The organism is Lentimicrobium sp. L6 (genome assembly GCF_013166655.1).
Classification (GTDB): Bacteria; Bacteroidota; Bacteroidia; order Bacteroidales; family UBA12170; genus UBA12170.
The window spans coordinates 24,381-51,377 of sequence record NZ_JABKCA010000035.1 but is presented as its reverse complement, the minus strand read 5'-3'; the positions used below and the strand labels follow the sequence as shown (position 1 = coordinate 51,377).

Annotated in this window: 19 protein-coding genes; 15 read left to right on the top strand and 4 right to left on the bottom strand. The window is 33.2% G+C overall.

Translation table 11 applies throughout. From position 1 onward, the window contains the following. The 14 genes from HNS38_RS10290 to HNS38_RS10225 form a co-directional block, all read left to right on the top strand. Positions 1-300 (top strand): Fic family protein (locus tag HNS38_RS10290; RefSeq protein ID WP_172346409.1); only part of this gene is annotated, 300 nt, incomplete at its 5' end. Between the two features lie 293 nt (positions 301-593). Beyond that, positions 594-2,654 (top strand): Piwi domain-containing protein, encoded by a 2,061-nt coding sequence (locus HNS38_RS10285; RefSeq protein ID WP_172346408.1) that lies wholly within the window; start codon positions 594-596, stop codon positions 2,652-2,654. Positions 2,655-2,689: 35 nt separating this feature from the next. Beyond that, positions 2,690-3,754: an extracellular solute-binding protein gene (locus HNS38_RS10280; protein WP_172346407.1), complete on the top strand. Its 1,065-nt coding sequence runs from the start codon at positions 2,690-2,692 to the stop codon at positions 3,752-3,754. After that, the gene (locus HNS38_RS10275) at positions 3,712-6,729 is read left to right on the top strand and encodes a hypothetical protein (protein ID WP_172346406.1); all 3,018 of its coding nucleotides are present in this window, start codon (positions 3,712-3,714) and stop codon (positions 6,727-6,729) included. Before HNS38_RS10280 ends, HNS38_RS10275 begins: the two co-directional genes overlap by 43 nt. Before the next feature lie 4 nt (positions 6,730-6,733). Continuing rightward, positions 6,734-8,236, top strand: a complete 1,503-nt coding sequence (locus HNS38_RS10270) for an ATP-binding cassette domain-containing protein (protein WP_172346405.1) — start codon at positions 6,734-6,736, stop codon at positions 8,234-8,236. Continuing rightward, positions 8,220-9,341 carry a pyridoxal phosphate-dependent aminotransferase family protein gene (locus HNS38_RS10265; protein ID WP_172346404.1) on the top strand — a complete coding sequence of 374 codons (1,122 nt, stop codon included), beginning with the start codon at positions 8,220-8,222 and terminating at the stop codon, positions 9,339-9,341. The genes HNS38_RS10270 and HNS38_RS10265 overlap by 17 nt, the downstream gene beginning before the upstream one ends. A gap of 521 nt (positions 9,342-9,862) precedes the next feature. Beyond that, positions 9,863-10,795 carry a hypothetical protein gene (locus tag HNS38_RS10260; protein WP_172346403.1) on the top strand — a complete coding sequence of 311 codons (933 nt, stop codon included), beginning with the start codon at positions 9,863-9,865 and terminating at the stop codon, positions 10,793-10,795. Between the two features lie 367 nt (positions 10,796-11,162). Beyond that, a complete protein-coding gene (locus HNS38_RS20215) occupies positions 11,163-11,804 on the top strand; it encodes a DUF6266 family protein (RefSeq protein WP_172346402.1) in 642 nt (213 codons plus the stop codon). A 190-nt stretch (positions 11,805-11,994) separates the two neighbouring features. Then, on the top strand, positions 11,995-12,495 hold the full coding sequence (locus HNS38_RS10250) for a hypothetical protein (protein WP_172346401.1): 501 nt from the start codon (positions 11,995-11,997) through the stop codon (positions 12,493-12,495). Between the two features lie 278 nt (positions 12,496-12,773). Further along, on the top strand, positions 12,774-13,298 hold the full coding sequence (locus HNS38_RS10245) for a hypothetical protein (protein ID WP_172346400.1): 525 nt from the start codon (positions 12,774-12,776) through the stop codon (positions 13,296-13,298). Continuing rightward, entirely contained in the window at positions 13,288-13,980 is a 693-nt protein-coding gene (locus HNS38_RS10240) for a hypothetical protein (protein WP_172346399.1), read from the top strand. Before HNS38_RS10245 ends, HNS38_RS10240 begins: the two co-directional genes overlap by 11 nt. Positions 13,981-14,069: 89 nt before the next feature. Next, positions 14,070-14,363, top strand: coding sequence for a hypothetical protein (locus tag HNS38_RS10235; protein WP_172346398.1), 294 nt, complete (start codon positions 14,070-14,072; stop codon positions 14,361-14,363). A gap of 264 nt (positions 14,364-14,627) precedes the next feature. Beyond that, positions 14,628-15,212, top strand: a complete 585-nt coding sequence (locus HNS38_RS10230; RefSeq protein WP_172346397.1) for a hypothetical protein — start codon at positions 14,628-14,630, stop codon at positions 15,210-15,212. Positions 15,213-15,495: 283 nt separating this feature from the next. Beyond that, positions 15,496-15,933, top strand: a complete 438-nt coding sequence (locus tag HNS38_RS10225) for a hypothetical protein (RefSeq protein WP_172346396.1) — start codon at positions 15,496-15,498, stop codon at positions 15,931-15,933. Between the two features lie 241 nt (positions 15,934-16,174). Here the strand turns inward: HNS38_RS10225 and HNS38_RS10220 are convergent, their stop codons facing one another. Next, positions 16,175-17,011 (bottom strand): hypothetical protein, encoded by an 837-nt coding sequence (locus HNS38_RS10220; protein WP_172346395.1) that lies wholly within the window; start codon positions 17,009-17,011, stop codon positions 16,175-16,177. A 297-nt stretch (positions 17,012-17,308) separates the two neighbouring features. Next, a complete protein-coding gene (locus HNS38_RS10215) occupies positions 17,309-18,469 on the bottom strand; it encodes a 4Fe-4S dicluster domain-containing protein (RefSeq protein ID WP_172346394.1) in 1,161 nt (386 codons plus the stop codon). Between the two features lie 180 nt (positions 18,470-18,649). On the opposite strand from HNS38_RS10215, the gene HNS38_RS10210 reads away from it, so the two are divergent. Next, positions 18,650-19,696 (top strand): hypothetical protein, encoded by a 1,047-nt coding sequence (locus tag HNS38_RS10210; protein WP_172283677.1) that lies wholly within the window; start codon positions 18,650-18,652, stop codon positions 19,694-19,696. A gap of 1,131 nt (positions 19,697-20,827) precedes the next feature. Here the strand turns inward: HNS38_RS10210 and HNS38_RS10205 are convergent. Then, entirely contained in the window at positions 20,828-23,812 is a 2,985-nt protein-coding gene (locus HNS38_RS10205) for an Ig-like domain-containing protein (RefSeq protein WP_216663687.1), read from the bottom strand. Positions 23,813-23,948: 136 nt separating this feature from the next. Beyond that, positions 23,949-26,882, bottom strand: a complete 2,934-nt coding sequence (locus HNS38_RS10200) for an Ig-like domain-containing protein (RefSeq protein ID WP_172346392.1) — start codon at positions 26,880-26,882, stop codon at positions 23,949-23,951. Positions 26,883-26,997 lie beyond the last annotated feature (115 nt).

Sequence of the window (26,997 nt, the reverse complement as noted above, 5' to 3'; positions counted from 1 at the left end):
CAGGAGTTACAGCAGGAGTTACAGCAGGAGTTACAGCAGGAGTTACAGCAGGAGTTACAGCAGGAGTCATTATATGGAAAAGTATTACGATTAGTACAAGTTAAAACATCATCAACACAAGAACTATCTAGAGCATTAGGACAAAAATCTATATCAGGTCAGTTATATACAACAGTTAATAAACTTAAAGAAGATGGTTTAATAGCTTGGACAATACCAGATACTCCTAAAAGTTCTAAACAACAATATAAGATAACAGAGAGAGGGAATGTATTCCTTCAAATATTAGATAAAAGTTAGGTGTGGATAGTTTAAACATTGGCAAGTTGTCGAAGATGATGATAAAAACGAAGCTTTAAAAGGTAGTCTTCGACAGAAACTTAGACATAGTGTCGAAGCTGCGGTTGGATATGATTTTAAAGGTAATTAAGCAACGCATGGTGACAATGTCCATGCAGATGCTTTTAGAGATAGAGATAATGATACGCATGGACATGGACAAGTAGGTAATGACCATGCTAGAAATAGAAATAGTAACAATGTTATTACAAATGGTAAAGGTAAAGGAAGTGATAATGATAAAATAAACGATTATGCAACAACAGAATCTATTCTTCAATATCTTAACATTTGATTTTCCTGCGGAAAAGCAAACGTTCTATTTTTCAAAAGAGGATAACGAAAGATGCCAGTGTTTACACAAAACACTTTTCCCAAACGAAATAGATTCTTTGTTTCCGGGCATTAGCAGTAACGGGGTAGATTCCATATACACTACATTTACAGGAGAGCAGGAAGGCTTTTGTCCTCTTGAAATTAATCTTAGCACCGAAAACCAAGACCTTGTAAAACGATATTTCAACAGACAGATAAACTACTATTTCAGAATCATAAAGAAGCAAATTGTTAAAGTAGGATTTATCAAAGAAAATCAGGTTTGGGTAAAAGTTCCCAAAGAGTCAACAACCCAATGGGATGTTTATATGAAATTTTCCCTAAAGGTTCAAATTTCAACAGTCAGCAAATTTCCTGAATTGTTAGTTTCCTTTGATGGCATTTCCAAAGTTCTGAAAAAGTCCGTTGCAGACCTTATTCAGGAAGTCTCCCCTACTTGTTTTAATTGGGTATTGCATGGAAAACAACTTCAAAAATGGGAATGGTTATCGGAAGAAGATGTGCCGGACTATTCAAAATACTATCCGGTATTAAATAAAAAGCTGCAAGCAGCTTTAGAAATACCAACCGAAGCACCGCCACGGGATAATCGTTACCCTAAATACTTAAAAAACATCAATGCTTTTTATACGAAATTCCTGAATGTAAAGGAGTTTAAAGAGATAGTACCAATTCATGATGAGGGATTTTTAAATGTAAGCTCAACACGGATTAACTTAACATCAGAAGAAAGTAATCTATTGGTATTTGGCAAAAACCAAACGGGTATTGTACCTAAAACTTGCTTGAAGAATCTAAAACCATTTAAAGCCAGTCCATACAAAAAGGTTCACTTGTTTTTCATTCTTCACGAAGACGCTGTGAATGAAGCCATAGAGTTAAACAAACGATTTGTTAATGGCTTTCGTTGGTTTAGAGGATTGTATCAATATGCCAATGTACTTTTTCATACTGAAAAAGGCTTTAGCATTACTTTTAAAGACAAGGACAATCCCATACCTGAGATTGAAAAAGAACTATTCGACAGGAATATTGATCCTGACATAAAATATATCGCCATATACATTACACCTTACGGTAAATATGAGCACGATCTTGAACGCCGTGAAATTTATTACAAAGTCAAGGAACTACTGCTAAAACGAAAAATCACTTCACAGGCAATCGACCCTGAAAAGATGATGGCTCAGGGTGATGATTGGGTCTATAGTTTGCCTAACATTGCTGTCGCAATATTGGCAAAACTAGACGGTATTCCCTGGCGATTGAATACACCTATCAAAAATGAATTAATAGTTGGTGTTGGAGCTTTCAAGCATGTTGAAGAAAACATACAGTACATTGGTAGTGCATTCAGCTTTTCCAATGATGGTAAATTCAACAGCTTCGAATATTTCATGAAAGATGAAATAGAAATGCTGGCAGGTAAAATATCCAAATCAGTAAGAGAATACGCAACCATTAACAACCAACCAGAAAGGCTAATCATTCATTTTTATAAAAGCATGAGCGAAGTTGAGTTGCAACATATTGAAAAGGCACTCAACGAAATGGATTTACCAATTCCGGTGTTTATCCTTTCCATAAACAAAACAGAATCAGAAGATATAGTTGCCTTTGACAGGAGTTGGAAAGACCTCATGCCAATAAGCGGAACATATATAAATATTGGTAACAGCAAATACTTACTATTCAATAATACACGCTATCCAGATGGGCTTTTCAGCAAAGCCGATGGCTTTCCGTTTCCCATCAAACTGAACATTGATTGCACCGATAAAGGGCAGTTGAAAGATGTAAAAGTAATCAGGGAACTAATCGACCAGGTATATCAGTTTAGCCGTATGTATTGGAAATCAGTAAGGCAACAGAATTTACCAGTAACAATAAAATACCCCGAAATGGTAGCCCAAATCGCTCCCCACTTCGATGGTGACGACATACCAGATTTCGGAAAAGATAATTTGTGGTTTTTGTAACTTGACAATATTATTAATAATAAAAATTAGATCCAATGAAATTAAAACTAAGACAACTTTCAATCTTCCTTGTGTTAATATTTTTAATTACAAGTTGTAGCAGTAAAAAAGAGAAATCCGTAAAATTTATCTCCTGGGGTGGTAAATTTCAAAAAGATTTAGTTGAAAATTGGGTAAAACCAATATCAGATACATTAAACATCAGTTTAACATCTGAATCTTGGAACGGCGATTATGGAATATTAACAAGTAGAATTACAAAAGGAATTAACACATGGGATATTATTCACGTTGAAGATCACTACATTAACCATCCTAGTGCAGAAAATATTTTTGAAAAATTCAATACTGAAAACAAATGTAAGTTTAAGGATGAGTTATTCAATGAATATGGAATACCATTATTGCAATATGGTTATATACTTGCATATGATACTAGAAATAATGAAGTTGAAAATCCAACTTGGAATGATTTTTTTAATATTCAATCTTTTTCAGGGAAAAGAGGATTGAGAGATTTTCCAATTGGAAATATTGAAATCGCACTTTTAGCTTTAGGGCGTGGGTTGGATTCCTGTTTATATAATCCACTGCTAACCAAAAATGAGATAGAGCATCAATTAGATGATGCATTCGATTTACTTAATTCTATTAATTCAGAAACAATTTGGTGGACTACAGGGGATCAACTTCAAAAAGGATTAGAATCTGGGGAATTTGCTATGGTTGCTTCTTGGTCTGGCAGAATCTGGTCAATAAATAAGTCTGCTAAAAATAAATCAACTATTAAAATAAATCCTAAAGATGCCTTAATAAGCACTGACTGGCTTATTATTCCTAAAGGCGCAAAAAATATTGAAGAAGCAAAGCAATTACTATTTAATCTTTATAAATATCCTCAAAATGCCAAAAACTTTTCTTTAGCTCAAGGCTACTTAGTTCCATCTGAAGACATTAGTATCAATAATAGTGATTCAGAAATATATTTGAAGCATGGTTCATTTAAGAATAAAAAAGGGATCATAATTAACAATCGTTTTTGGAGTAAGAACTTTTCATGGATTTCCCAAGAATGGAATTCTTGGCGATTAAAAAAGTAATAATGGACGGCTTTTATATATCAGATGTCTTAGAAGGATTTAATACTAGTTTACCTGTTATTTTAACAGCATCAGTAATAAATACATTCATTGGGTTTTTATTACTTTCATTCGAAGTAAACTCTTCTAGGAATAAACCTAAAACATTCAAATATGCGTATTATTCATTATTGTTACCCTTACTTCTTGCACCAGTCCTTCTATCATTATTCATAAGTAAATTTTCTCAAAGTATATTTGGTCTTTCAAGTAATGACAATCCTTGGATTTTACTTTTTGGTGGAATTCTATTTCATAGTTGGATTGCTTATTATTTATTAAAACACATTTTCAATGCTCACATAAAACTGATCACTTTTAAATCGATTGATTTCAATTTGGCATCTTCAAATAGTAATTACAAAAGCCTAAGCCTATTTGTTATCATTTTTATTAAGCCCATACTTTTTACTCTTTTTTTCTGCGTTTTATTAAATCAGTCCATGATATCACTTCCTACGTTTACAGGTGGAAAAGTTGAAACGTACATTTCTCATATTTACAACTTTATAAGCAATTTAATGAATGGCAATCCTGAAGTTAATACGAGTTATATATTAATAAGTATTATTTCTTTCATTATACTTAACCTAGGGATTGTATATCTATTTGTTCAATTAATCCGATCAATCCATTTATATAAGTTCAAAAAAAACATTCTTTTTTTATTTAAACGCAACTCTATAAAAGGATTAAATTTAAATCTATTCCTTTATTTATCTTCCGGTGTTTTCTTTTTGTTCAGCGTATTTGTTCTCCTTGCAATAGCAAATAAATCAGAGTTCATTTGGGATGAAAATTTTATAAAAATTATAAGATCTTTATTTGGCAAACATCTTATAATCATTTTTATATCCTTTACGCTTTTTCTTACAATCTATACAATATCTTTAAAATACCTTCCGTATTACTTTGGCGATAGGATCTTCCAGCACTATCAGAAATTCATTACTGTAATCTCATATTTTGCGCTACTCCCTCCTGTAATTTTTGGTTTGATTGCATTTCTTTCAGCAGGGAAGAATAATTCTAATTACATAGAATTTTTCACACTCATATTATATTCTTTCCTACTTATTCTATTCTTTTTCAATAAGACTTCTGTTCTCAAGCATATACCAATTTACCTTAACACCAAGAACATGAGGCACAATAGAAAGAAAAGAATACTGACTATTCAATTAACTGACCTATATAAGGTTTCAATTCCATTATTTATTACAATGTATTTTTTGTGGATAGAGGATGGTATTACGACACTATTGAGTGATGAACCAAACAATTTTGCCAATACAATACGTGGATTATATCTGTCAGATTTATCACCCCAGATTTACTTGGGAGTATTAATATGTTTCTTATTCTATTTGGTATTAATCTTTGGTATTCAAAAGCTCCAAAATATTATGAAAAAAATTGTTATAAAGTCATTACAAAAACAAGTTATTTATATTGGCTTATTTTTTACAATTCTGATCAGCTCAGTATCATCTGCAAATGCCGGTGTAAATGATTTTGTCATAGCCTCAAAAATGACTAGTATCGACTCTACTGTATCGATGGTCGAAATTAAAAGCCTTCATGTTAACTTTAAGGACAAGTGTTATTTAGATATTGGAAACTGTATTACAAAACTCAGAATTGATACTTTAAATTTCAACTATGATAAATCTATCTTATGCATTCGTGGTGGAAGTCAAAATGTTGATATTGAAATTAAACATGTCATAGGATCGAATACACCTTCAAAATGTCCTGATATAAAATTTGAGAATATTTATCTTAATCGTGTTGATATTAATGAAGATAATCATCATTATTTGGAGGAATCATCATTCTTCAATCTAGATTTAAGAGATGGGAAGACTTCTTTTAGAACAATAAATGTAATGAATTCATGCATCCCTGATATTACCATTAGGGCAAATTTTAAATCAAAGAATATCCTATTAAAAAATATTTCAACATCAAATATTGATATAAAATCAAATTCTAGTGATCTTCCTACTGTTAATATGGAACTAGTCAACATTTCTTTTGTGCCGATATTACTAGACCATTTGTCTATTCGTATTGAGAAGATTAACATTTCAAATTTCAGATTGGAAACTTATAATAAATCAGACTATTCTTTAAATTTAATATTGCGTGATTTAAAGTTGTTTGGACAAAATAAAATCGTAACAAATAATGTAAACACAAGCCTCGAAATATTTAAACTAAACCTTTTAAGTAACCTAAGTATTTCTGGTAATTCATATAAAGATTTAATTGTTTCAGAAGTGTCAAGCACTAGCAAAGAACCTTCTAATTTATCAATAGATGCACCAATCTCTTTAAGTGGTGATATTAAGCTTATTGATGTAAAACTAAATCAAGTTTCAATTAATTTAGGCAGCAAAATTTATTCGAAACTTGACAACATTGAGCTTAGAGATTTGCAAGCAACCTCTAAAATAATAATTGATAAGGAGTTGCTAAAATGGTATAGTGAGAATTGTTCAAATCCAATCGTCCGTAGAGACATCTTAAAACATTTCAAAGAAAAAGGAGTTTATGAAGATAGTCAAGCGATTGGACTTCAGGCTGTTTATTATGATAAAAAATCTGATTTAAGCTCTTTGTTTCGACCATTATCATGGGTAATAGATAAATTAACAGGATTCGGAATTGAATTATTAAATCCTCTAATTACATTCTTAATCTTATTACTTGGCTACTTGGTCATCCGATTAATTCTTGTTTATAAGCTTTATAATGGATTTTCATTTTCATTTTTTGATCTTATCCTTGATGACAAAATACTAGCGGATACAGAAAAAGCTAAAGAAAAAAAGGCATTATATCTCAAAATATTAAGGTTGTCTTTTAATATTTTAGTATTTATTCAAATAACTCTTTTATCAATTTATTTATCGCAAACAACATTACAATAGCCCTATGTCATATACCGAGAAAGAAATTTATTGGAATGAAAAACACCAAAATCCAAATTGGTCTGATGAAATACACTTTTCAGAGTTTTTTGAAAATGAAATGAACGAATTGAATTTTAATAAGGGTATTATAAATAATACAGAGATTACATCTAGATTATTACTTAACCATTTATCGGTTTTTTCCTTTTCAAACAATACTAAAATAATTGATTTTGCTTGTGGAAAAGGTGATTTATTGCTTAGGTTAGCAGAGCATCTACCTTCTTGTCATAGTTTTGGTATTGATATTTCAGAATATGCTATTTCAAAATTTACAGAAAAAGTAGCTTCAAAAAAACTCACAGATTGTATTAAGCCAATAACTGGTTCGATTGAAAGCCTGAGAGAGTTAAATGAATCTTATTCAAATGATATAGATATTATTATTTGCCGTGATGCTTTTTACATGCTGACCCCAGAAGAACAATCATTATTTTTTAAGCTGTCAGAATCTTTGCTCAAGGAAACAGGTATTCTTTATATTGCAGATTCAGCGGTTAATATTAATATTGTTGATACTATTAAAAAACATGTAATCAAAAGGCAACATGGAGGTGCTCCTATAACATGGTCAATAAATGGTTCTGGAAGAAATTTCTCAATATCTGATAAAGCTCTTGGTACTAGATTAGATCTTATATCAAATCCTATTATTAACGAAGATGTAATTTACAAGAGTTTTGGTTCAGCAGCTAAATTCTGCTTGTCATCATCAACAAAAAACGCCTATGAAAATCTTAGTGAAATTGCAAAACCACAAAAAATAAAGAATCAAAGAATTTCTGATTATATATACGCTAAGTTTATATTTTGTAAAACACCGATAATTAAACATTCTGTGTCGTCTAGTATATTGGTCAAATTTAGCAAAAACTTTAGCTACCAAAACAATGAAACTATTATAAATAAAGGATTGTATAGTTTTGAAATTGGGAAATGGAATTTGGTTCTAGGTCAGTCAGGTGTTGGCAAAACAACAATCTTAAAATATATTGCAGAATGGTATAAAAATAAGAATATTGATATTAGCAATAAGCCAAAAAAAGTCTTTTTACTTGAACAAAATCCAAAGCTAATTGAAGATATTTCTGTCAAATCAAACTTGATACTTTTTAATAATAATGAAAAAATAATTAATCAAGTTCTTATTAATCTAGGATTACCTCAGAGCATATTGAAAAGAGTGCATTCCAGAAATAAACTAAGTGGTGGAGAATATCAACGCATTGCACTTGCTCAGGCTGTAATTTCAGAACCAGATTTATTACTCTTAGATGAACCTTGTACAGGTATGGATCAAGTGAAAAAATATCAATTCTTTTCTAATCTCAAATCCTACTATGTTTCTAATGAAATTAAATCTCCAACGATAATTGCGGTTGACCATGAGTTTAATTCAATCGAATCATTTTTTAATAACTATTACGAAATAATACATCAAAGAATATATGCAATTAGTAAATAACATTATCAATTCAGGTGTAAGGTATTACAATGAATACACACCTCTAACATCGTCGGAAGTTATTGACGATTTTGGAAACAAAGCAGTAAATTTTTGCTCGACACAATATCTTGGGATTCCCTGGCGTGCAGATTTTAATGAGCAGATAAATAGTATAAAAATAGATGGTTCTTTTTTTGGTTCATTGGGCAGCAATTATTTGGGTGGCACTCATCCTTCGCGTTTAAAATTAGAAAATAAGATTAAGAAACTCATGTCCTACCCAAAGGCTTTATGTTTCGCATCTGGGTGGGCAGCAAATTATTCAATTTGTGAATATTTGAGTAAGGATTATGATTTAATTGTTTCAGATATAAAAAATCACAACTCCGTAATTACTGGTCTAAAAGCTAATCATGTTAAAAAACTTATTGTTGATCTGAATGAAACTGATTTGTCTGAAATTGTAAAGGATTATAAAGAAGATAGGATCGCAGTTATTTATCCAACTGTAGAAGGTATTACTGGGGTTGAAACATTTTTAAAATTTAGCAATCTAGATGATAGAAGAAAAGTAACTATTATTACAGACGAATGCCACTCATTTGGTATATTAGGGCATCTTGGAATTAAGCAACATGGTTTTATCAGACCAGATATTAGAATGATTGGTTTCAGCAAATCATTAGGAATTATGGGCGCAGCTGTTTTGTCCAGCGAAGTACTAATTAATGATTTAACTCAAATTGCATCACCCTGGATATATTCAACTGCGATTCCACCTATAATTTGGGATGTTATATCAATATCGCTTGATATTTCTTTAGAATGCAAAAAAGAACGAATTCAGATTATTGACAAAGCAAATCTTCTAAGATCTGAACTCAATAGATTTGGAATATCCCATTCTGGATCTTTACATATTACTGGGATCAACTTTCCTTCTTCTATAGATCCAAGGCATATAGAAAATGATCTGAAATCACTTGGTTTTTTTGTAATTATTTCCGAACCTCCAACAACAAAAAATGATGAATTAATCTCACGAATTGCAATACAACCAACACATACTTATCAAGACATCCGTAAATTAGTGAAATGCATATTTGAACTTTTGTACATATAGTAATTAATCCAACCGCACAAGCCTACGCAGGTAAAGCGGTGTTCGTCAGTCGTTCCGTTTTGTTCCGCAAAAACATATATGCAAGGGTAAATAAACTCCCTACGGTCGCCCTTGCATATACCGTTCACTTACCATTTTGTTTGCGCTCCGGTAGGTGCTCACAAAATGCCGTTCACTTGTTTTGCTTCACACACTCTCTCCATCCTCACTAGCAGCTATTACATCCCCCCAAACCCTAATATGGTGTTCGTTCCTCACATATTTTTTAATTGGGGGTCTGCCGCTGCATATTAATGGGCTCGCCTGCGGGTCGCTGCGGGCTAATCGGGCTGTCATGTTTTTTGCATTCAGCCAATGCTTACAGTAGCTTCATTCCAGTCGTTCGTTCCTCTCTCCATTCATTCTGCAACTTTCAGCACCCCACGCAAGAGTAGCTCATTCTCTCCACTCCACTAATCCACCCTCAATTTCATAACGCAATCCGGCAGCATTTCCTACCCCAAATTAGTATTTATTTAAAAATGAAAATATCAAATACTATCAAACCCTTCAAAACTGCCAGAATTGCTTCATTCCATTTTTCCAACACACCCGTTTCGTTCCGTTCAATCCCTACACTTGCCTTTCCCATCCCAAAAGCAAAAACACACGCCAGCCCTGCCGTAAACGGTAGCTGTCTGCATCTCTCGTTCCTCGGGTTTTTGCATCCACCACCCTTGCTCCACTCGCAGTCGGCTCGCGCGCTCAGCTACAAAACTACATTCCGTTCCTCCATTCCGTTTTTCCGCTTTGCCAACGCAGCTCAAGGCTGTTTTACCTGCGTAGTCTTTTTTCAATCGCACACAGAAAAACAATATCTTTACTACATGGAAATTGCAAAAGGTTTTAAGTCGGATGATTATAATAACCTCAATTTAGATACACCACATTCTGATGATTGGGAATCTGCTATTCAAATATTTACACATCGGTTTGAACCAAGATATTTAGAACCAATTCGTTTGTTAATTCAAACTGATGCAAAGCTACCTGTAAGAGAAAGAAAGTTTGGGTTTACAATTATGGCAATTAGTTGCCTTCTTATAGAAGCATTATACAGTTTTCGCAATGGCATTGTTGATAACAGGAATAATGGCAAACCAACATTTGTTGACTTCCTTACAAAAAGTGATAGTTTCAAACCTTATTTTGATATTGATTCAGCTGAGATTTTTTACGATCACATCAGAAATGGAATTTTACACCAAGCAGAAACTAAAGAAAAAACACTTATCCGTGATGTAGGTCCTTTAGTTCGCAAAATCAATGATAGTATTTCAATAAATCGAACCGCCTTTTTTGAACAACTTGAAAATGAGTTTCATATTTATGTTGACGGACTTTCAAATCCGGTGAATATAGTTTTACGTACTCATTTTAAAACTAAAATGGATCATATCTGTAAGAAACCATAAGCTTATAAATACCCACCGCATTAATTGAACACATAGGCAAATTTAAGCTACGGGTCTGAAATCAACCAAAAGACTACGGCATAAACCCACAATGCCATCGCACAAGCCATTTATTCCGTTTCCTTTTGTCTGTTTCATCCCCTACTCTTTTTGGATGCCTAAGCGTTCAATTAAGCCTCACTCAGTCCTTTCTGCTATTATTGACTAACTGACATAGTAAAATGATGCAAAGACAAGCATAAGAACCTGAGATACAATGATTGCCCACTATTTGCAATATCTTCCCTGAAAGTGCAAGGACAAAACCGTATTAAGTCCGTGTCAAGTCCAAGCGATAACAGATTTATAAACTTAAATATCTCATAAGATGGGTAAAATTTCTCAAGGTGTATTAGGTGGTTTCTCCGGCAAGGTCGGAAACATCGTAGGTGGAACATGGAAAGGAATTGATTACATGCGTATCAAGCCTTCCAATGTATCAAATCCAAAAACTCAGGGTCAGCTTGACCAACGTTCCAAATTCTCAAAAGTGTTGAATTTTCTTCAACCAATGACTGAATTTCTAAGGGTAGGATTCAAATTGTATGCAATCAAAATGACACAGTTTAACAGTGCCATGTCGTACAATTTGAATAATGCAATTACAGGAGCATATCCGAACTTCACAATTGATTATTCAAAGGCTTTAGTTAGTCGTGGTAGTTTGGTTGGTTCTGCTGGTGCAAGTGTAGCATCAACTAATCCGGGAGTCGTTGAATTATCCTGGACGGATAACTCAGGTTCAGGAAATGCAAAAGGGACTGATAAGGCTCTTTTAGTTGTATATAATGCAACCAAAGGATATGCAGTTTATGATACTGCAGGAGCTACCAGAGCAACCTTATCACAAAACCTTACTGTTCCTTCTGACTTCTCAGGAGGCTCAGTAGAAGCCTTTATAGGCTTTATCTCAGAAGATGGTAAAGAAGTAGCTAACAGCGTTTATATTGGCTCTGTAACCGTTGCTTAGTAGGGTTAAACGATTACTTTAGAACCGCTGCAATTATGTAGCGGTTTTTTTATTGGTTATAATTGCAAAGACGTTTTATCAAGTGGGAAGTTTTCAAAATAGTGCCCAGCATAACATCTCAATAATAAATTATAAAGTATTTTCAATTATAAAATCATTTATCTTAGTTGACTAAAACAAATAATACAAAATGGCAATAAATAATTTTAACCCAATAGTGTGGATTAATGAACATTTAGATATTCCTTTTGATGAGGAAGAAATTGCTCATGTAAGAGACTTTACCTTAATGTGGAACTTATTTGAAAAGATTGCCTGTGAACGTCAATTTAATGAACAATCAATCAGAAGACACATTCGTGAAAGTAATATAGATTCAGTAAGATTTGCAGAATACTTCAATTATTTTGTAGGTAGGTATGTAAACCACGAAAATGCAAACAACTACTTTTCACATCTTTTTAATCATCGGGATTCCGCACAAAGAACATTTGTACAAAACGTTTTGCATGGGATTGATCAAACTAATGAAAACATAATTATTGTTTGTATATTAATATCGTACAGATATAGGAATAACCTATTTCACGGAAATAAAGAATTAAGAGAAATACACCACCAAAGAACAAACCTTAATGCCGCTATGAATGTTCTTGCTATATTTCTTGAAAATATACCTAATATGGTTTGATTTTCTAATCTTTGTCTTGCATTTTCCTTTGATTTAGCAACTTTTGTTTCCTATTTGTTGCCCAGTCTATGTAAGTAACTGATAAACAACATAGGATTACTTTGTATCGGAAAGTAATCCGTTTTTTATACCCAGTCTTTTCTTGAACTTTTGAATTAGTCATGCAATAATTAATACACATATTCCATATTCCAATAAAGAATATATATTTACAAATACTTGTTTAACAAACACATAATCATTATTATTGCATATTCGAATATGGAATAAAAAAGAATATGAAGACACAACAGGTCAACATGAGTCCTTTGGATATCGTGGTATTATTAAAAATCCTGAGTTTAGAACAACAAACTTGGTTTCAAAAAACCATGGAAGAGGATTTACATATTAGTCAGTCAGAGATTAGCAAATCTTTGGCTCGCTCCAAATATGCTGGTTTATTAGACCCTACAGGAAAAAAGGTGAGACGAATGGCATTAGTAGAGTTCCTACAATATGGTATTAGCTTTGTTTTTCCTCAACGAGCAGGTGCCATAACAAGAGGAATTCCAACTGCTCATTCTGCTCCTCCTCTAAATAAGAAAATAAAAAGTCAAGAAATGTATGTTTGGCCTTCTGGAAAAGGAACTACAAAAGGACAAAGTATCATCCCCCTCTATCCTACAGTGCCACTAGCTGCCATAAAAGATAAAAAACTCTACGAATTATTGGCTTTAGTAGATGCCATAAGAGTCGGAAGAACTAGAGAAAAGGAAATGGCCATTCAGGAACTCAAAATAAAAATTCTACATGGAGAATAAAGTCATCAATATATCCAATGTGGTTCAAGTAGCCAAAGCTTTAGCTGAATTGAAAGAGCAAATGGTTTTTGTAGGAGGTGCTGTTATCAGCCTGTATGCAGACGATCCATCAGCAGATGAAATCCGACCCACTGCAGATATTGACATGACTATCAAATTATTAAACTACAGTGAATTAGTTAAACTAAACCAACGATTGGCCGAATTAAACATCTACCCTGATCCAAACGGTCATGCCATTTGCAGCTATCTATATAAAGATATCCCCCTTGACATCATGCCTTCAGAAGACGGCCCACTAGGTCCTTCCAACTCTTGGTATAAAATAGGTTTTGAAGATTTGCAATACATTAATGTAGAAGGTGAAAAAATTCAACTATTTACAGCTCCATGTTTTTTAGCCACCAAATTTGAGGCCTATCATCAAAGAGAAGCAGTCCCAGATTACCGGCTCAGCCATGATTTTGAAGATATTATTTATGTTATAGATAATCGTATATCTATAGTTGATGAAATAATAAAAGCTCCAAAACTATTAAAAGATTTTCTCAAAACTGAATTCCAAAAAATAATAGTCCATCCCCATGAAGAAGAGATTTTATCTGCACACTTGCACCCTATTATTCTTGAAGAAAGATATCCCATTATATTAGATAAAATCAAGCAAATTATTAATTCCTGATCACAGCCATTCACAGAATCAATCACAGTAAATCTATTTATCATTCTCCCACAAATTGCAGTATCAGAAAGTAAACAAAAAGCTCAAACATGAAACCATCAACCATCAACATAAAAGGTAAATCTGGTCAAAAATACCTATTCCACACCTATTCATTACCAGCAAAACTGACCACCGTTGGAGGAGTATATATCTACCTTCGCCCTCTAAAGGGAGGTGATTTTAAAGTATTGAAGATTGGACATACCCACAATTTTGATGAGGAGATGAAAAATACCACTATAGCTAAGAAGCTTGGCGCCACTCATATTACCGCCTTACAGAAAAACAATAAATCTAAACGTGAATTGATTGTTAAGGATATTTGGTATCTGTTAAGGTAAACTTCTTGTTTATGAAATTATTAGATGCTTTATGGATATTACACTCCTTTTAATCTTTTCTATAAAGCAATAAAACCATAAAGGCTTTTTCTTTCTCTACAGCTTTTGATGTTTTTTAGTAGTTATTTCTCTAGTTTAATAAGCTTCATTATTAGATAAAAAATCAAACCTTATACATTTTCATTCTCATTCTAAGGAAAAACAAACAAGCCCCATTCCTACAAAATCCCTACCTTTGAAAGCCTAATCCTATAAATTAACATCATGAAAGGCTATATATACCAATCCTTTTGGTTTAAAAACGAAATTAAGAAACATTTTTATGCTGGCTCTAAATTTGAAAATCATAAAGCTGAGGATTCTATTATTGAATCATTCCAATTAGCTAGAGATATGGGAACCGATAAAGAATCCTTTATGCCAGGTTTAGTAAAGAAGATGGAGTGGTTATTGGGTGAAGGAAATTTTATTTATGACTACTGGGAATTTGGAGATGAGGACTTCTCTATTTATTGGCATATTAAAAAGGAGGTTTATCTTGAAAAGATGAAACTGATAGAAGAATGGGTAAAATACGAGGGGTTTCAGGATATATGTCACTTTACAATCCTTGATCCAGATTCTGAACAAGCACAAGTAAATGAAGATTATAGCTTTAAAAGTGGGATTTTTAATGATGATGGGAGCCCTATGGACTTAAGCAATCTTCCTATTCCAGAGCTTTGTAAATCTTGTAAAAAATACCAATCTGACTTTTGGGAAGATGACCTCTTGTGCAGTCTAAACCGAAATGACCAAAGAGACGACCAAGACTTTGAATGTGGCGCTTATGAACAGATAAATCTATAGGAAACTCCTAGAACCAAATCAATAATGGATGAATCGACCACTTAATAACCCCTTCATTATCCGCTACTAAAAAGGAATAAAACGAGTATTATACAGAAAAAATACATGCGATTAATTAATCTGTGAAAATCAAGGTAATCAGTGGACCGCTTTTTCTTTAAAAAAATCATTGAATTATTCATTAAAAATGAAAGAATGAATTTACCTAATACCGTAGTTTCAATAAAGATTAATTCAACGAAATACTTATATTTGCTGCCGATAAAAACTAAACAAAACGACAATGAAAACTATTAATAATCAAGTACTTATTTTAGCAAGTTTACTTTTCTTATTCAGCTTCAATGCTTGTGACATGGACAACCAAGACAATAATGACGAGAAAAGTAAATTGGAACAAAAAGTAGATCAGTTTAAAAACAAACTCAAAGCAGAACAAAAAGAGCTGAAAGCTGAGTTAAACGAGACTTTAAACGAGTTTAAGGATGAGCTAAATGATTTTGAGGAGAAACTAGATGACTCTGGTGAAAAACTAGATGAGAACAGACAAAAAGTCCTTGACAATCTTAAAAAACAAGGTGAATTAATTGAGGAAAAAACCAAAAATGCTAAGAATATCTCAGAAGAAAACTGGGAGGAATTCAAAAGCAATTTAGAACAAGAGCGTGAGGATTTTAAAGAAGCTGTAAAAGAATTCTTTGAATCAGAAGAAGAGAAATAAAAGGGTTTGATAGTAAGGAATAAGGGCTTTGCTTTTTTCAATGCCAAAAGCAAAGCCCTTATTCCTTATGAGTTACCAAAATAGCTGTCATTCCGATGCGTAGCGAGGAATCTTTAATAATTATTAGGACGCTATTGATACCAAAAGTAAAAACCTTCTTCCTTTTCCTTGCTAAAACATCCATAATTCCAAAGCGTAGCAATAAATCTCCAATAATAATGAGGACACTATTGAGCAAAAACTAAAGCTCTAAACCCGGAAAATCCATAGCATATATTTCCCAACCTCCATAATTACCGGGATGCAATTTAAATATGGCTTCACCTTTATAATCCATCCATTCTTTTCCGCTATTATAAATGGCTTTGAATTCCATATTCAGATACGCAGTAGCATCTGTCATTTCCTCGTTAAGCTCCAATGCCTCCATTTCCTTTTTGATAATTTCGAAGGAGTCAAAAGATTTGAGGAAGTTATTGATGGTTTTTATAAGCCTTTCTTCTGGAATAGCCTCCCCTTTATGGCTGATAAAATTTTTAGAATCTATATACAGAAGATCATAGCCATCACCTCCTATATTTTCATGCTTTCCCATGGTGAAGCTAAAGAAGTAATCTATGGCCTGATTGATATCCCATTTGGCATTGGGATGAAATTCTTCATAAGTAAAGCAGCTCATCATTCCAGGAATCTTCATATCGTCCATTTCATAAACAAATAATTCGTCGATAATAAAACGATATAATTCCTTATCATCTACTTCACATAAGGCACTTAAAGAAATTCCTCCTTCGTTCATCAAAGTTAAAATACGATGTAATTCTTCACTTATTTGAGCATCATTTAATTCGCTTAATTGTAGGTAAGAAGGCTGTTCCAAATAATCAAAAACAGTGGTGGTTTTCTGCTGAGCATATTGTTGTTCAAATAATTCGATATGCTTTAACCAATCACTTTCCATTTCGGGAGGTAGATCTGAATGCTGGCTAAAGTGAGCACCATATTTTTCCTCTAGGGCTTTCTTCTTTAAACCATTTTCTATTCGTTGATCGTCATCTTTATCGCTATAAGAAGTCATAAGTGGATGTTTTATGAGATGAATAACTCAAAGGTAAAAAAATATTCTATGTGTATCACAAGCCAAATAAAATTCAAATAGAAGATATAAACGAGAATCACCATTTCACAAAAAGTAAACAACCCTGCACCCAAAACCCAGAACCCAGAACCCAGTAACCAGTAACCAGCAACCAGCAACCAGCAACCAGCAACCAGCAACCAGTAACCAGTAACCAGTAACCAGCACCCTATTCCTTACTGATAATGCTGAAACAAATGAATTTATAATGCTAATTTCGAAGTAATATTTGTATGTCTACCCTTCCAGCCAATCAGGAACTTTTTTCGGCTTGGGTTTCTTGCCATAGAAAACATCATCAAGGTGAACCGCAACATAACGGAAGAATACATTATTTCTAATTCCCCAACGTACGAAATTATGCAGTCCATTATTTTTATGAGCATAAGGACAAACGCTCATGCAACGTCCGCAATCGGTTCCTGAAGTACACCAATAACCGAAACATTTTTCATGATTGATTTTCCATCTTTGGGCTCCATCTAATTCTTCGATGGGAGTTTTGGGGATGGCTTGACTTGGGCAAACCACTGCGCATTTCATACACCAGTTACAAAATTGATGAACACTATAATCTGGCTTTCTTTCACTAATGATGAGCGGGGCATTGGTAGTAATGACACCTATTCTTACTCTTGGCCCCAATTCAGGAGTCATTAAGAGCCCCATCCTACCTAATTCTCCTAGTCCTGCATCTCGTGCTACTAAAGGTGCTATCAACTCGTAATCCCCATCGATATGTGCTCTGGACTCATAACCCATTCTTCTTAAAAACTCTGCTATTTGAATGGAAATGACCCCACTATTTAAATATTGATAGGCAGATTCCATAAGAGTAGGACCGGCAGGACCTGTAGACAAATACTCCTCGTCCATCTCCACTGTAAAAGCGATGCCAAAACGATGATTATTCTCCACTTTTTTTCCGTAGGCCTCCCCTCTTCCTCTTTCTGTATAGAGATGCTCCTTTTTCAAATCACAAATACCAACAGAAATGGCTCCTAACTTCTTTCCCCAATTTAAAACAAACTCGGTGAGTTTTTCTGCGCTTATTTCCTCTGGAATAGGATTCACTGCACCGTTAACAATGGGTCTTAGAAATTCTATGGTATGAAAACTAGCCTCGGAAGCTTTGAAACTTAGGGGAGCGTAAAATTGTGATTCTTTAGCACCCAAACCTGCTTTCTTTTGCCAAACCTCATCCAAGTCTTTATGTTCAGGAAAGTCCTTGTAATATTGTTCTTGCAGCTCAGTTCTTCTTGTGATTTCACTCCTTGAAAACATAATATTCCGCTCGCTGATTCGAGTTTTCGGAGTCTCTTTTATTAGTTTAAATTTTCCTTTTATGGGAAGAAAAAACAATAAACCCAGTACCATGATGATTAGCAAATATACCATGAAGTAAAGATATAAGTTTTCAGGAATAAAAACAGTCTGTTCCGATTAAAAGCTCAAAAATGCATTAGCATAAAGCAGGACAGAGCATATGGAAATTCAAAAAACATCCGTTTTTTTTGCCCAAATGTAAAATCACAGAAGATTATTTTTATTTTAGCAAAAGCATTTAACCTTATGATCATGAAACCATATGTCTTAATTATTCTCAGCTTCCTCTTATTTCATTTTTCTACAATTGCTCAAGATATCCTTGTAAACAAAATCAATGACACCATTAATTGTAAAATCATTACTATTTCTGATAGCATCATTTTTTATAAGTACTGGGAAAATTCAAAGTTTATTAAGGAATACGCCAACAAACAAAAACTATCCTCCTATCAAAAGGATTATTATGTGCAAAATCTAAAAAACAAAGAGCTATTAGACTTAGAAACCTCTCATTATTTCGTAAACCATAAAGATGATACCATATATTGCAACATTCTTAAAAGAGAAGGCGAATTCTTAGTTTATTCAGAGAAAATAAATCATAAGGATATTGTTAAAGATATTAGATGGAGCAAAGTAAAAAAGACCAAAAGGCTTCATAGAAATATAGAACCCGGTCGATTTGAAATCAATATGAGATCGGGATATATGCAGAGGAAATTGAATCAATCTACCGATATACCTCCTGCTCAACAACAACTAATCAAAGAAGTAAAAAATGGTTTTTTTATAGCCACATCTGCTCATTATTGTACAGAATCAAACTTTTCAATAGGTGTTTTATACAATTATTCTAGAAGCAAAGGCAGTGGAAATATCTATTTTAATCATAATATAGAGAGTATTCCTGGAATGATAGGACTTCGTTCTCATGTAGATATCGCAATTAATTACTTTGCCATAGAGGGTCTTTTATTTCTTAGAACTCGCAATAAGAAAACAAAATTAAATATCAGTGCAAACCTAGGGCCGATGATTTATAAGGAGAAAATAACTATAATCAATTACGAAGTCCTAACAAAGGGAAATACCTTTGGATATGGTTTTGGAACAAGCCTAACAAGAATCATTAGTAAAGGATTTGGTTTGATGATACATGCTAATTATTCTATTGGAGAAATAGAGAAAATTACTTGGACCAATAAAAATAAGACTGAAACTACAGTACTAAAAGATGAAAGAGTCATTAATATAAACCAATTGAATATTGGAGCTGGAATTGTTATTCAACTTTGATTGGGACACATTAAAAACCATAAACGCACGGCAAGCTCATCAAATAAGAGTAACAATTTATTATTACCTCAAACAAAAGGTCATTTCATCATTGGTATAAATCATCAATTACAACAGATTTCTCAGTCGCAGCCAATGCTTCTCCTTCGAAATGACCTCATTTTCGGTGATACAAAAAAGGCGCACAAACCCATTAAATACTATATTTACGTTTGTGCGCCTTTTCTCTCCACCCGGGTTTGTAGGGTCATTTCGACAGAGTGTAGCGATGGAGAAATCTCCATTAAAGTGAAATCCCAAACAAGGAACAATAAATCCCCTCCGAAAAGAGGTCATTGCGATCTTGACATAGGAAAGCACGGCAAGCTCACCAAATAAGAGTAACCATTTATTATTACCTCAAACAAAAGGTCATTTCATCATTGGTATAAATCATCAATTACAACAGATTTCTCAGTCGCAGCCAATGCTTCTCCTTCGAAATGACCTCATTTTCGGTGATACAAAAAAGGCGCACAAACCCATTAAATACTATATTTACGTTTGTGCGCCTTTTCTCTCCACCCGGGTTTGTAGGGTCATTTCGACAGAGTGTAGCGATGGAGAAATCTCCATTAAAGTGAAATCCCAAACAAGGAACAATAAATCCCCTCCGAAAAGAGGTCATTGCGATCTTGACATAGGAAAGCACGGCAAGCTCACCAAATAAGAGTAACCATTTATTATTACCTCAAACAAAATCACTCCAATAGGCCAGTAGTAAAAGTAATTTCTCAGACCAATCCTCTGGCCGGCCCAAATTGCAAATCATCAATCTAGGAAAATCTCGATACCGAAAGGACCGACCTCAGCTGGAGAACCAAAAAACAAGCTATATTTTCGTTATAAAATGCTTCTGTCTGAGGTTTTTATTGCTAAATAAAAAGCGAGTTTGAAGTATTTTAGAAAATCTAGTGTAGCTTTTTTGAGAGAAGCAGGTGTAGTCTTGATTTTTTGTTTCGTTTTGTATCAAGACAAAATGAAAATTGGTCAATAGAAAGGATGATAGATTAATAAAAGAAGTAGAACTAAGAATTATGATTATTCTTAGCTCTACTTCTTAGGCCATAGGATTTCAGGAGAAAGCAGAATTTACTGCTTCACAAACTTCCTCGTCAACTCCATTTTACCATTCTTACCCATCAACTGAAGGAAATAAAATCCCGGAGGAAGGTGCTGAATAGAGATTTCAATATTATAATTGGACTCCTCTAATAATTGCCCATGGAGGCTATAAATTCTATAGGTTTCAAAATCCTTGTTCTCTGTTTGGATATACAGCGTTGTACGAGCAGGGTTAGGATATATGGAAACCTCTGCTGCAGTTTTCTCCATTTGCTCATTAATTCCTGTAAAACTTCCTCCACCTGGAACAGAATCATTTTGGTAGCATTCTAATAAATCTGCCACACTATTTAATGCCCCATCAATGGATTCTCCATAGCCACTTTCTGGATGATAATAAAACTGAATGGCATATTCAAATGTCATACTTTCTCCACTAGATAAAATATGAGAACCACTAACTCCAAGCATTTGCGCATCAGAATCTGAATAACAAATATTCTGATTACTTAAGGAATTATCAGCTCCAAAATCCAATGGATGATCTGGATATACATAATCTATAGGCGCATTAAGCGACCAACATGGATAAGGATGATTTAAATTCTCATCCCAAGTCCCATTTAAATAATGATATCTTTTATTAGCACTATAGTTATCAGGCCACATCGAATGACCTGTGACCACCTCAGTAAACTTATCCAAATTTTGATTTAGTATAGAAAACAATGTGATTGGGGGCTTATTTGGCCAGTATGATTCACTTGGAGCAATATTTAATCCAGGATAAGAGTAAAAGGTATTTAGCTGTGTATCACAGGCAATAAATAGTTTATTACGTTCACTAGAGCCAATATTTCCATACTTATTCTTTGCATATAGACCTAGTTTAAAATCCTCATAATTAATGCTTGATTTATTAACTACTTTGTACTTAATAAAAAATGTATTATTAAAATATTCAGAATCTGGACGATTAAAGGCATATACTAAAGTATAAATATCAACACATAATGAATCCAAAGGAGGTCCATATTCACCATTTCTATATCTTCCATCATTAACAATATATAAAACAGCCTCATCTCCTCTTATTTTTGGATAATCTCCATTTTCGGGATCATAAAACCCATTTTCATTTACATCAATATATTCAGCTCCTTCATAGGAAACTCCATTATAAATCGTTTGTTGCGATGGCCAACTTAAAATACTTTCAGGGATTTGATAAACAGAATTACTCCAATTACTCATATGATATTGAATTTCTTCTTTTGACACTTTCCAAGTTCGATAATATTTCTCCTGATATTCAGCTGAATAGTCATCAGCCAAAGGACCAGAAACAAAATCAGCACCATCATAAACTGAAGCATTTCCTGACACCCTTTTGATCTCTTGATTGGTATAATCTGCCATCCATGGTTCTAGAATATATATTGGTTGCGTATAGGATTGATTTGGATACTTTATATTTCCATAATGGAATCCATTTGGGCTGATTGTTAAGTCAACATTATTTATTCCAAGTGTTGAATAAAAAGAAGGAGACACATAGTTTACATAAATATACTTCATTACCTTAATAGATTGATTACCATCAATAACATTAAAAATGATTTCAATCCTATCAGATAATTCATAATCATAATTATGATTCCACTCTTTATTTATTAAGCCATCAAATTTATTTACATCAAATGAATAGGTGTTATAATACCAAACATATTTCCCAATTTCAGTATCGATTGTATAATGTATAGAATCTGGAAGATTAGTCCCTTCATAGGGGTTTATTTCTATCACATCACCCATTGTATAGTCGATATAGTCATCTTGCACTTGAATACTATCAGGAGGCAATACATGAATATATATTTTGCTAAGCTTACTTATTAGGCCTGATACAGTATCTTTAGCTTGATAAGATTTATCAAACCAGCCTGTTTTATTAGAAAAATTAACGAATAAACTTTCCGTTCCAGTTTCATGTATGACTAAACCATTTCCTGAAGGATTAATATCATTTCCTAAAGGAAATACTTCAACATCATCAATAGTATAAACATACTCCACCGTGTCTATAACAGCAACAGGGATATCTACCATGGGCTGAATATCAACTATTACTTTCCCAGGCATTGATTGAAGTCCATTCTCTGTGTTTACTATATCATATCTAAAAGAAATTCTGCTGGGATAATTCTCAGGAAGATCAATTTTAATTTTTGAGTTTTCAATACTCAGAAACTCATTACCTGTTATGGAATGAATATCAATATTTTCTTGTGGGGTATCGTTTGAAAGAACGTCAAGGAAACTCACCTGTCCTGCTTGAACTTCAAAAGTATCTGCTCTAACAATAGGAGCATCCTCATTCTTACTTACAAATATAAAACCGCTACCAAAAGAAACATAATGATGCCCTCCCGCTTCTTCTACAACATAGGAAAATGAACTTGGTCCATTATAGGGATTAGAAACATATCTTACCGATTGGGAATCAGGTAAAATTTCAATATTTCCACCATAAAAAGTGGATACAGAAGTTAGTTTCAAATTCTCATTCCCTAAATAAATATCATTTTCAATCAGATTCAATTCAATTGGCACTTGGTTTTCAACAAATATGGTGTCAGCTATGGGATGTACAGCATCTGCATGCTCTTCATAACTCACACTTATATAGGCTTTATCAGTTTTTCCATGGATATCTTTTATACGATATTTTATTCTCTGAGCATACAGATAATGACTAGTTACCGTAATAAACACCTGACTGCTGGAAAAAGATATTTCAAAACCTTCTTCATCATACACTTCATCAATATAAATAGAGTCCCCATCAGGATCATAATCATTATCGAGTACATTTACAGTATAAGTGCCCCAACTGTGAACAATCAAATCATCATCAACTGCCACTGGGTTCTCATTTTGGGCAAAAGAAACACTAATTTGAAAAAATAAAGAGCTTATCAGGAATAAGAAATAGTATGGTGTTTTCATCATGCGATATTTTTATGCTACCAAAACTAATCATTTTTTATTATACATAGCAAATGATAATGCAACAATTTATTATAAAGCTAGATATAAATTTTATCTAATGCAAAGAAACCATATTATTTCACAAAAGACTAATAGCTTACTGCTTCACAAACTTCCTCGTCAACTCCACTTTACCATTCTTACCCATCAACTGAAGGAAATAAAATCCCGGAGGAAGGTGCTGAATAGAGATTTCACTTTCAAATTTAGACTCCTCTAATAATTGTCCATGTAGGCTATAAATTCTATAAGTTTCAAAATCCTTGTTCTCTGTTTGAATATACAGAGTTGTACGAGCGGGGTTAGGATAAATTAAAACATCTGCCACAGTATTGTTCATTTGCTCATGAATACCTGTAAAGCTACCTCCACCTGGGATGGAATCATTTTGGTAGCATTCAATAAGTTGAGAAACTCGATCCAAACCAATATCCACTAATTCAAATACTCCATCTTGCTGGTTATTATAAACTGAATAAGCAATATCATAATATTGAGTACCTCCAGCTTTTAATTCTAAGGCCTCAGCACTACCTAAACCATCTCCTGTTCCATAAAATGAGTTTCTTTCATCAAATGCAAAAGCATTTGAGCCATAGGGGTCATCAATTTTAGATGGAAACACATAATTTAATGGGGACCAATTCATCCAAAGTGGTGGATTCTGAATAGGAAACTCACTATTATAAATCCCCATCATGTTTGCATATTTATATCTCGGATCACTATCCACATCTCCATAAGTTAAAAATTTCCCCATTTCATGATTTAGAAATGTAGTCATTCCAACATATTGGTTTTCATTTCCAGCAACAGGATAAGAATAAAATGTATTTAAGATAGTATCGCATCCCATATGATTATACATATTATAATCATCGTGAAGCACCAATTGGGCCAATCTGAAATTTGTATAATCAATATCTGATTTATTGATTATTTTGTATTTCATAAAAAAGGTATTCTGAAATAAATCAGATTCAGGTCTATCAAAGGCATAAATTAAAGCATAAATATCAATATTTAAGGAATCGATGGCCCTATAATCTCCTAACCTACCATCATTAATTAAGTATAAAATAGCTTTATCCCCTGAAATTTTCGGAAAATCTCCATTCTCTGGGTTATAAACTCCATTTTGATCAAAATCAACATAGTCAGCCTGTTCATAATCCAAACCATTAAAAGAAATGATATCTGCTGGCCAATTACTAATGATCTCTGGTATTTGATAATCTTCATCATTAAAATGGGCCATATGATAATCAATTTGTGACTTAGTGACCATCCAAGTTCTAAAATACTTAGAATCATACTCTGCATGATAAGCATCCTTAATCGGACCGTTTATGAAGTCAGTATTATTTGAACACCAAATATCCCCAGAAAATTGCACATCACCTATTCCATTATGATCATTTGCAATCCATGGCCTTATTTGCTCTAAAAAATTATTAGCCTTAATATACTTATGCGTAGGTTTAAATGTTTTATTAAAATGCAAACCAAATGGTGTTACGGGAATGGAGAAATTATTGATATCCAAATAAGAAACATTTTGATGAATATCGATTTTAATGGTAAAATATTGACTAATATATTGTGGTATCCCATTAAATTCAAAACCATAATCGCATCTTATTGTTTCGACTAATTCACCTATAAAATCAGATATATAGTAAGATGGTAAAACCTCTGGATCAATAGTAAATGAAACAATATCTCCATTAGCAGTTACTTCACCTAATTCCTCTATTGACACAGCCCATAGGCTTAAAGAATCAGGTAAATTTGTATATGATCGAGGATTGAAGTCCAAAGATTCTCCTAATCGTATATAAAAAATATCTTCTTCAACTTGGATACTATCGGGTGGTGTAATTCTATAATTGCAAATAACTTGTTCACTCAATAAATCAGAACCCTCATTTTTACATCTATATTCTCTGCTTGTCCATCGATTAAAATGCTGCATAGATGGTTCTGTGTAATAATATGTAAAAATGGTATCATTATTGTCATTCAATACCAAAGGAGTATTGGCATAATTATAATCATTATCCAAGGGACGAATAAAAACGGTATCAGCAAAATCATATTCCAAACTATCTACTATGGCCAATGGTCGACGATACTTATCAACTACTTGAATCATAACCCTAGTCTGCCAGGTGTAATATCCATTCTGCCCATCATAAGCCTGGTAATCAAAATTCAGATCATATGAAACTGCATCAGGACATGTGATTTTCAATTTGTTATTTTCAATCTGAGCATAGGCTGGCAAACCAATAGTATCCAATACCAATGGATTTAGAGATTCATCATTGCCAAGCACATCAAAAGTCTTAGTCTCACCCATACTTATATTAAAGGTGTCTTTTATGCCGTAGGGAGCTTCAGGATTTCCTCTGACATATGCAAAATTGTTCATCTTTTTTGAAACATATCCGTTACCACCCTGTTCTTTAACACGATAGCTGAATCCAGTTTTTCCACTTTTCAAACCTGCTGTATATTTAACACTTTGTGAGTCTGCTAATATTTCAACATTAGATGATGTGATATCCGTAATAATAAGATTCTCTGAACCTGTATATTCATCATTCTCAACTAAATTAATTATTTGGCTTTTTTGACATTCTAAGTCAAAAATATCTCGTACAGGAACCGGCACACTAGGATTATCCTCAAAATAAATATCAATATCTGCTCTATCGGTTTCTCCCGATTCATTTCTTATTCTATAATCTATACTCAAATATTCCCAATCATAGTAGATTAGTGCTTTGATAGTCACAATACTATCCTGAAAACTGATTTCAAAACCCTCCTCTTCGTCCAAATCATCAATATGAATAGCTTCCCCATTGGGATCGTAATCATTAGCCAATACATTTATATGTATGGTTCCATAATGCATCATTATTACTGAATCATCAACAGCCACTGGATCGTCAGCTCTTTGAGCATAAACTGTTGAAAAGCTAAAAATAAATAAGAAAATAATAAAGTAGAAATGTGTTTTCATAATCATTGAATTTTGAGACCCCTAAAATTAATAAAAAATACCATACCTCATTAAGGATAAAGAAACAATTTTTTATTTATTATACTTAACCTAAAAATAAAACCTCAAACACACA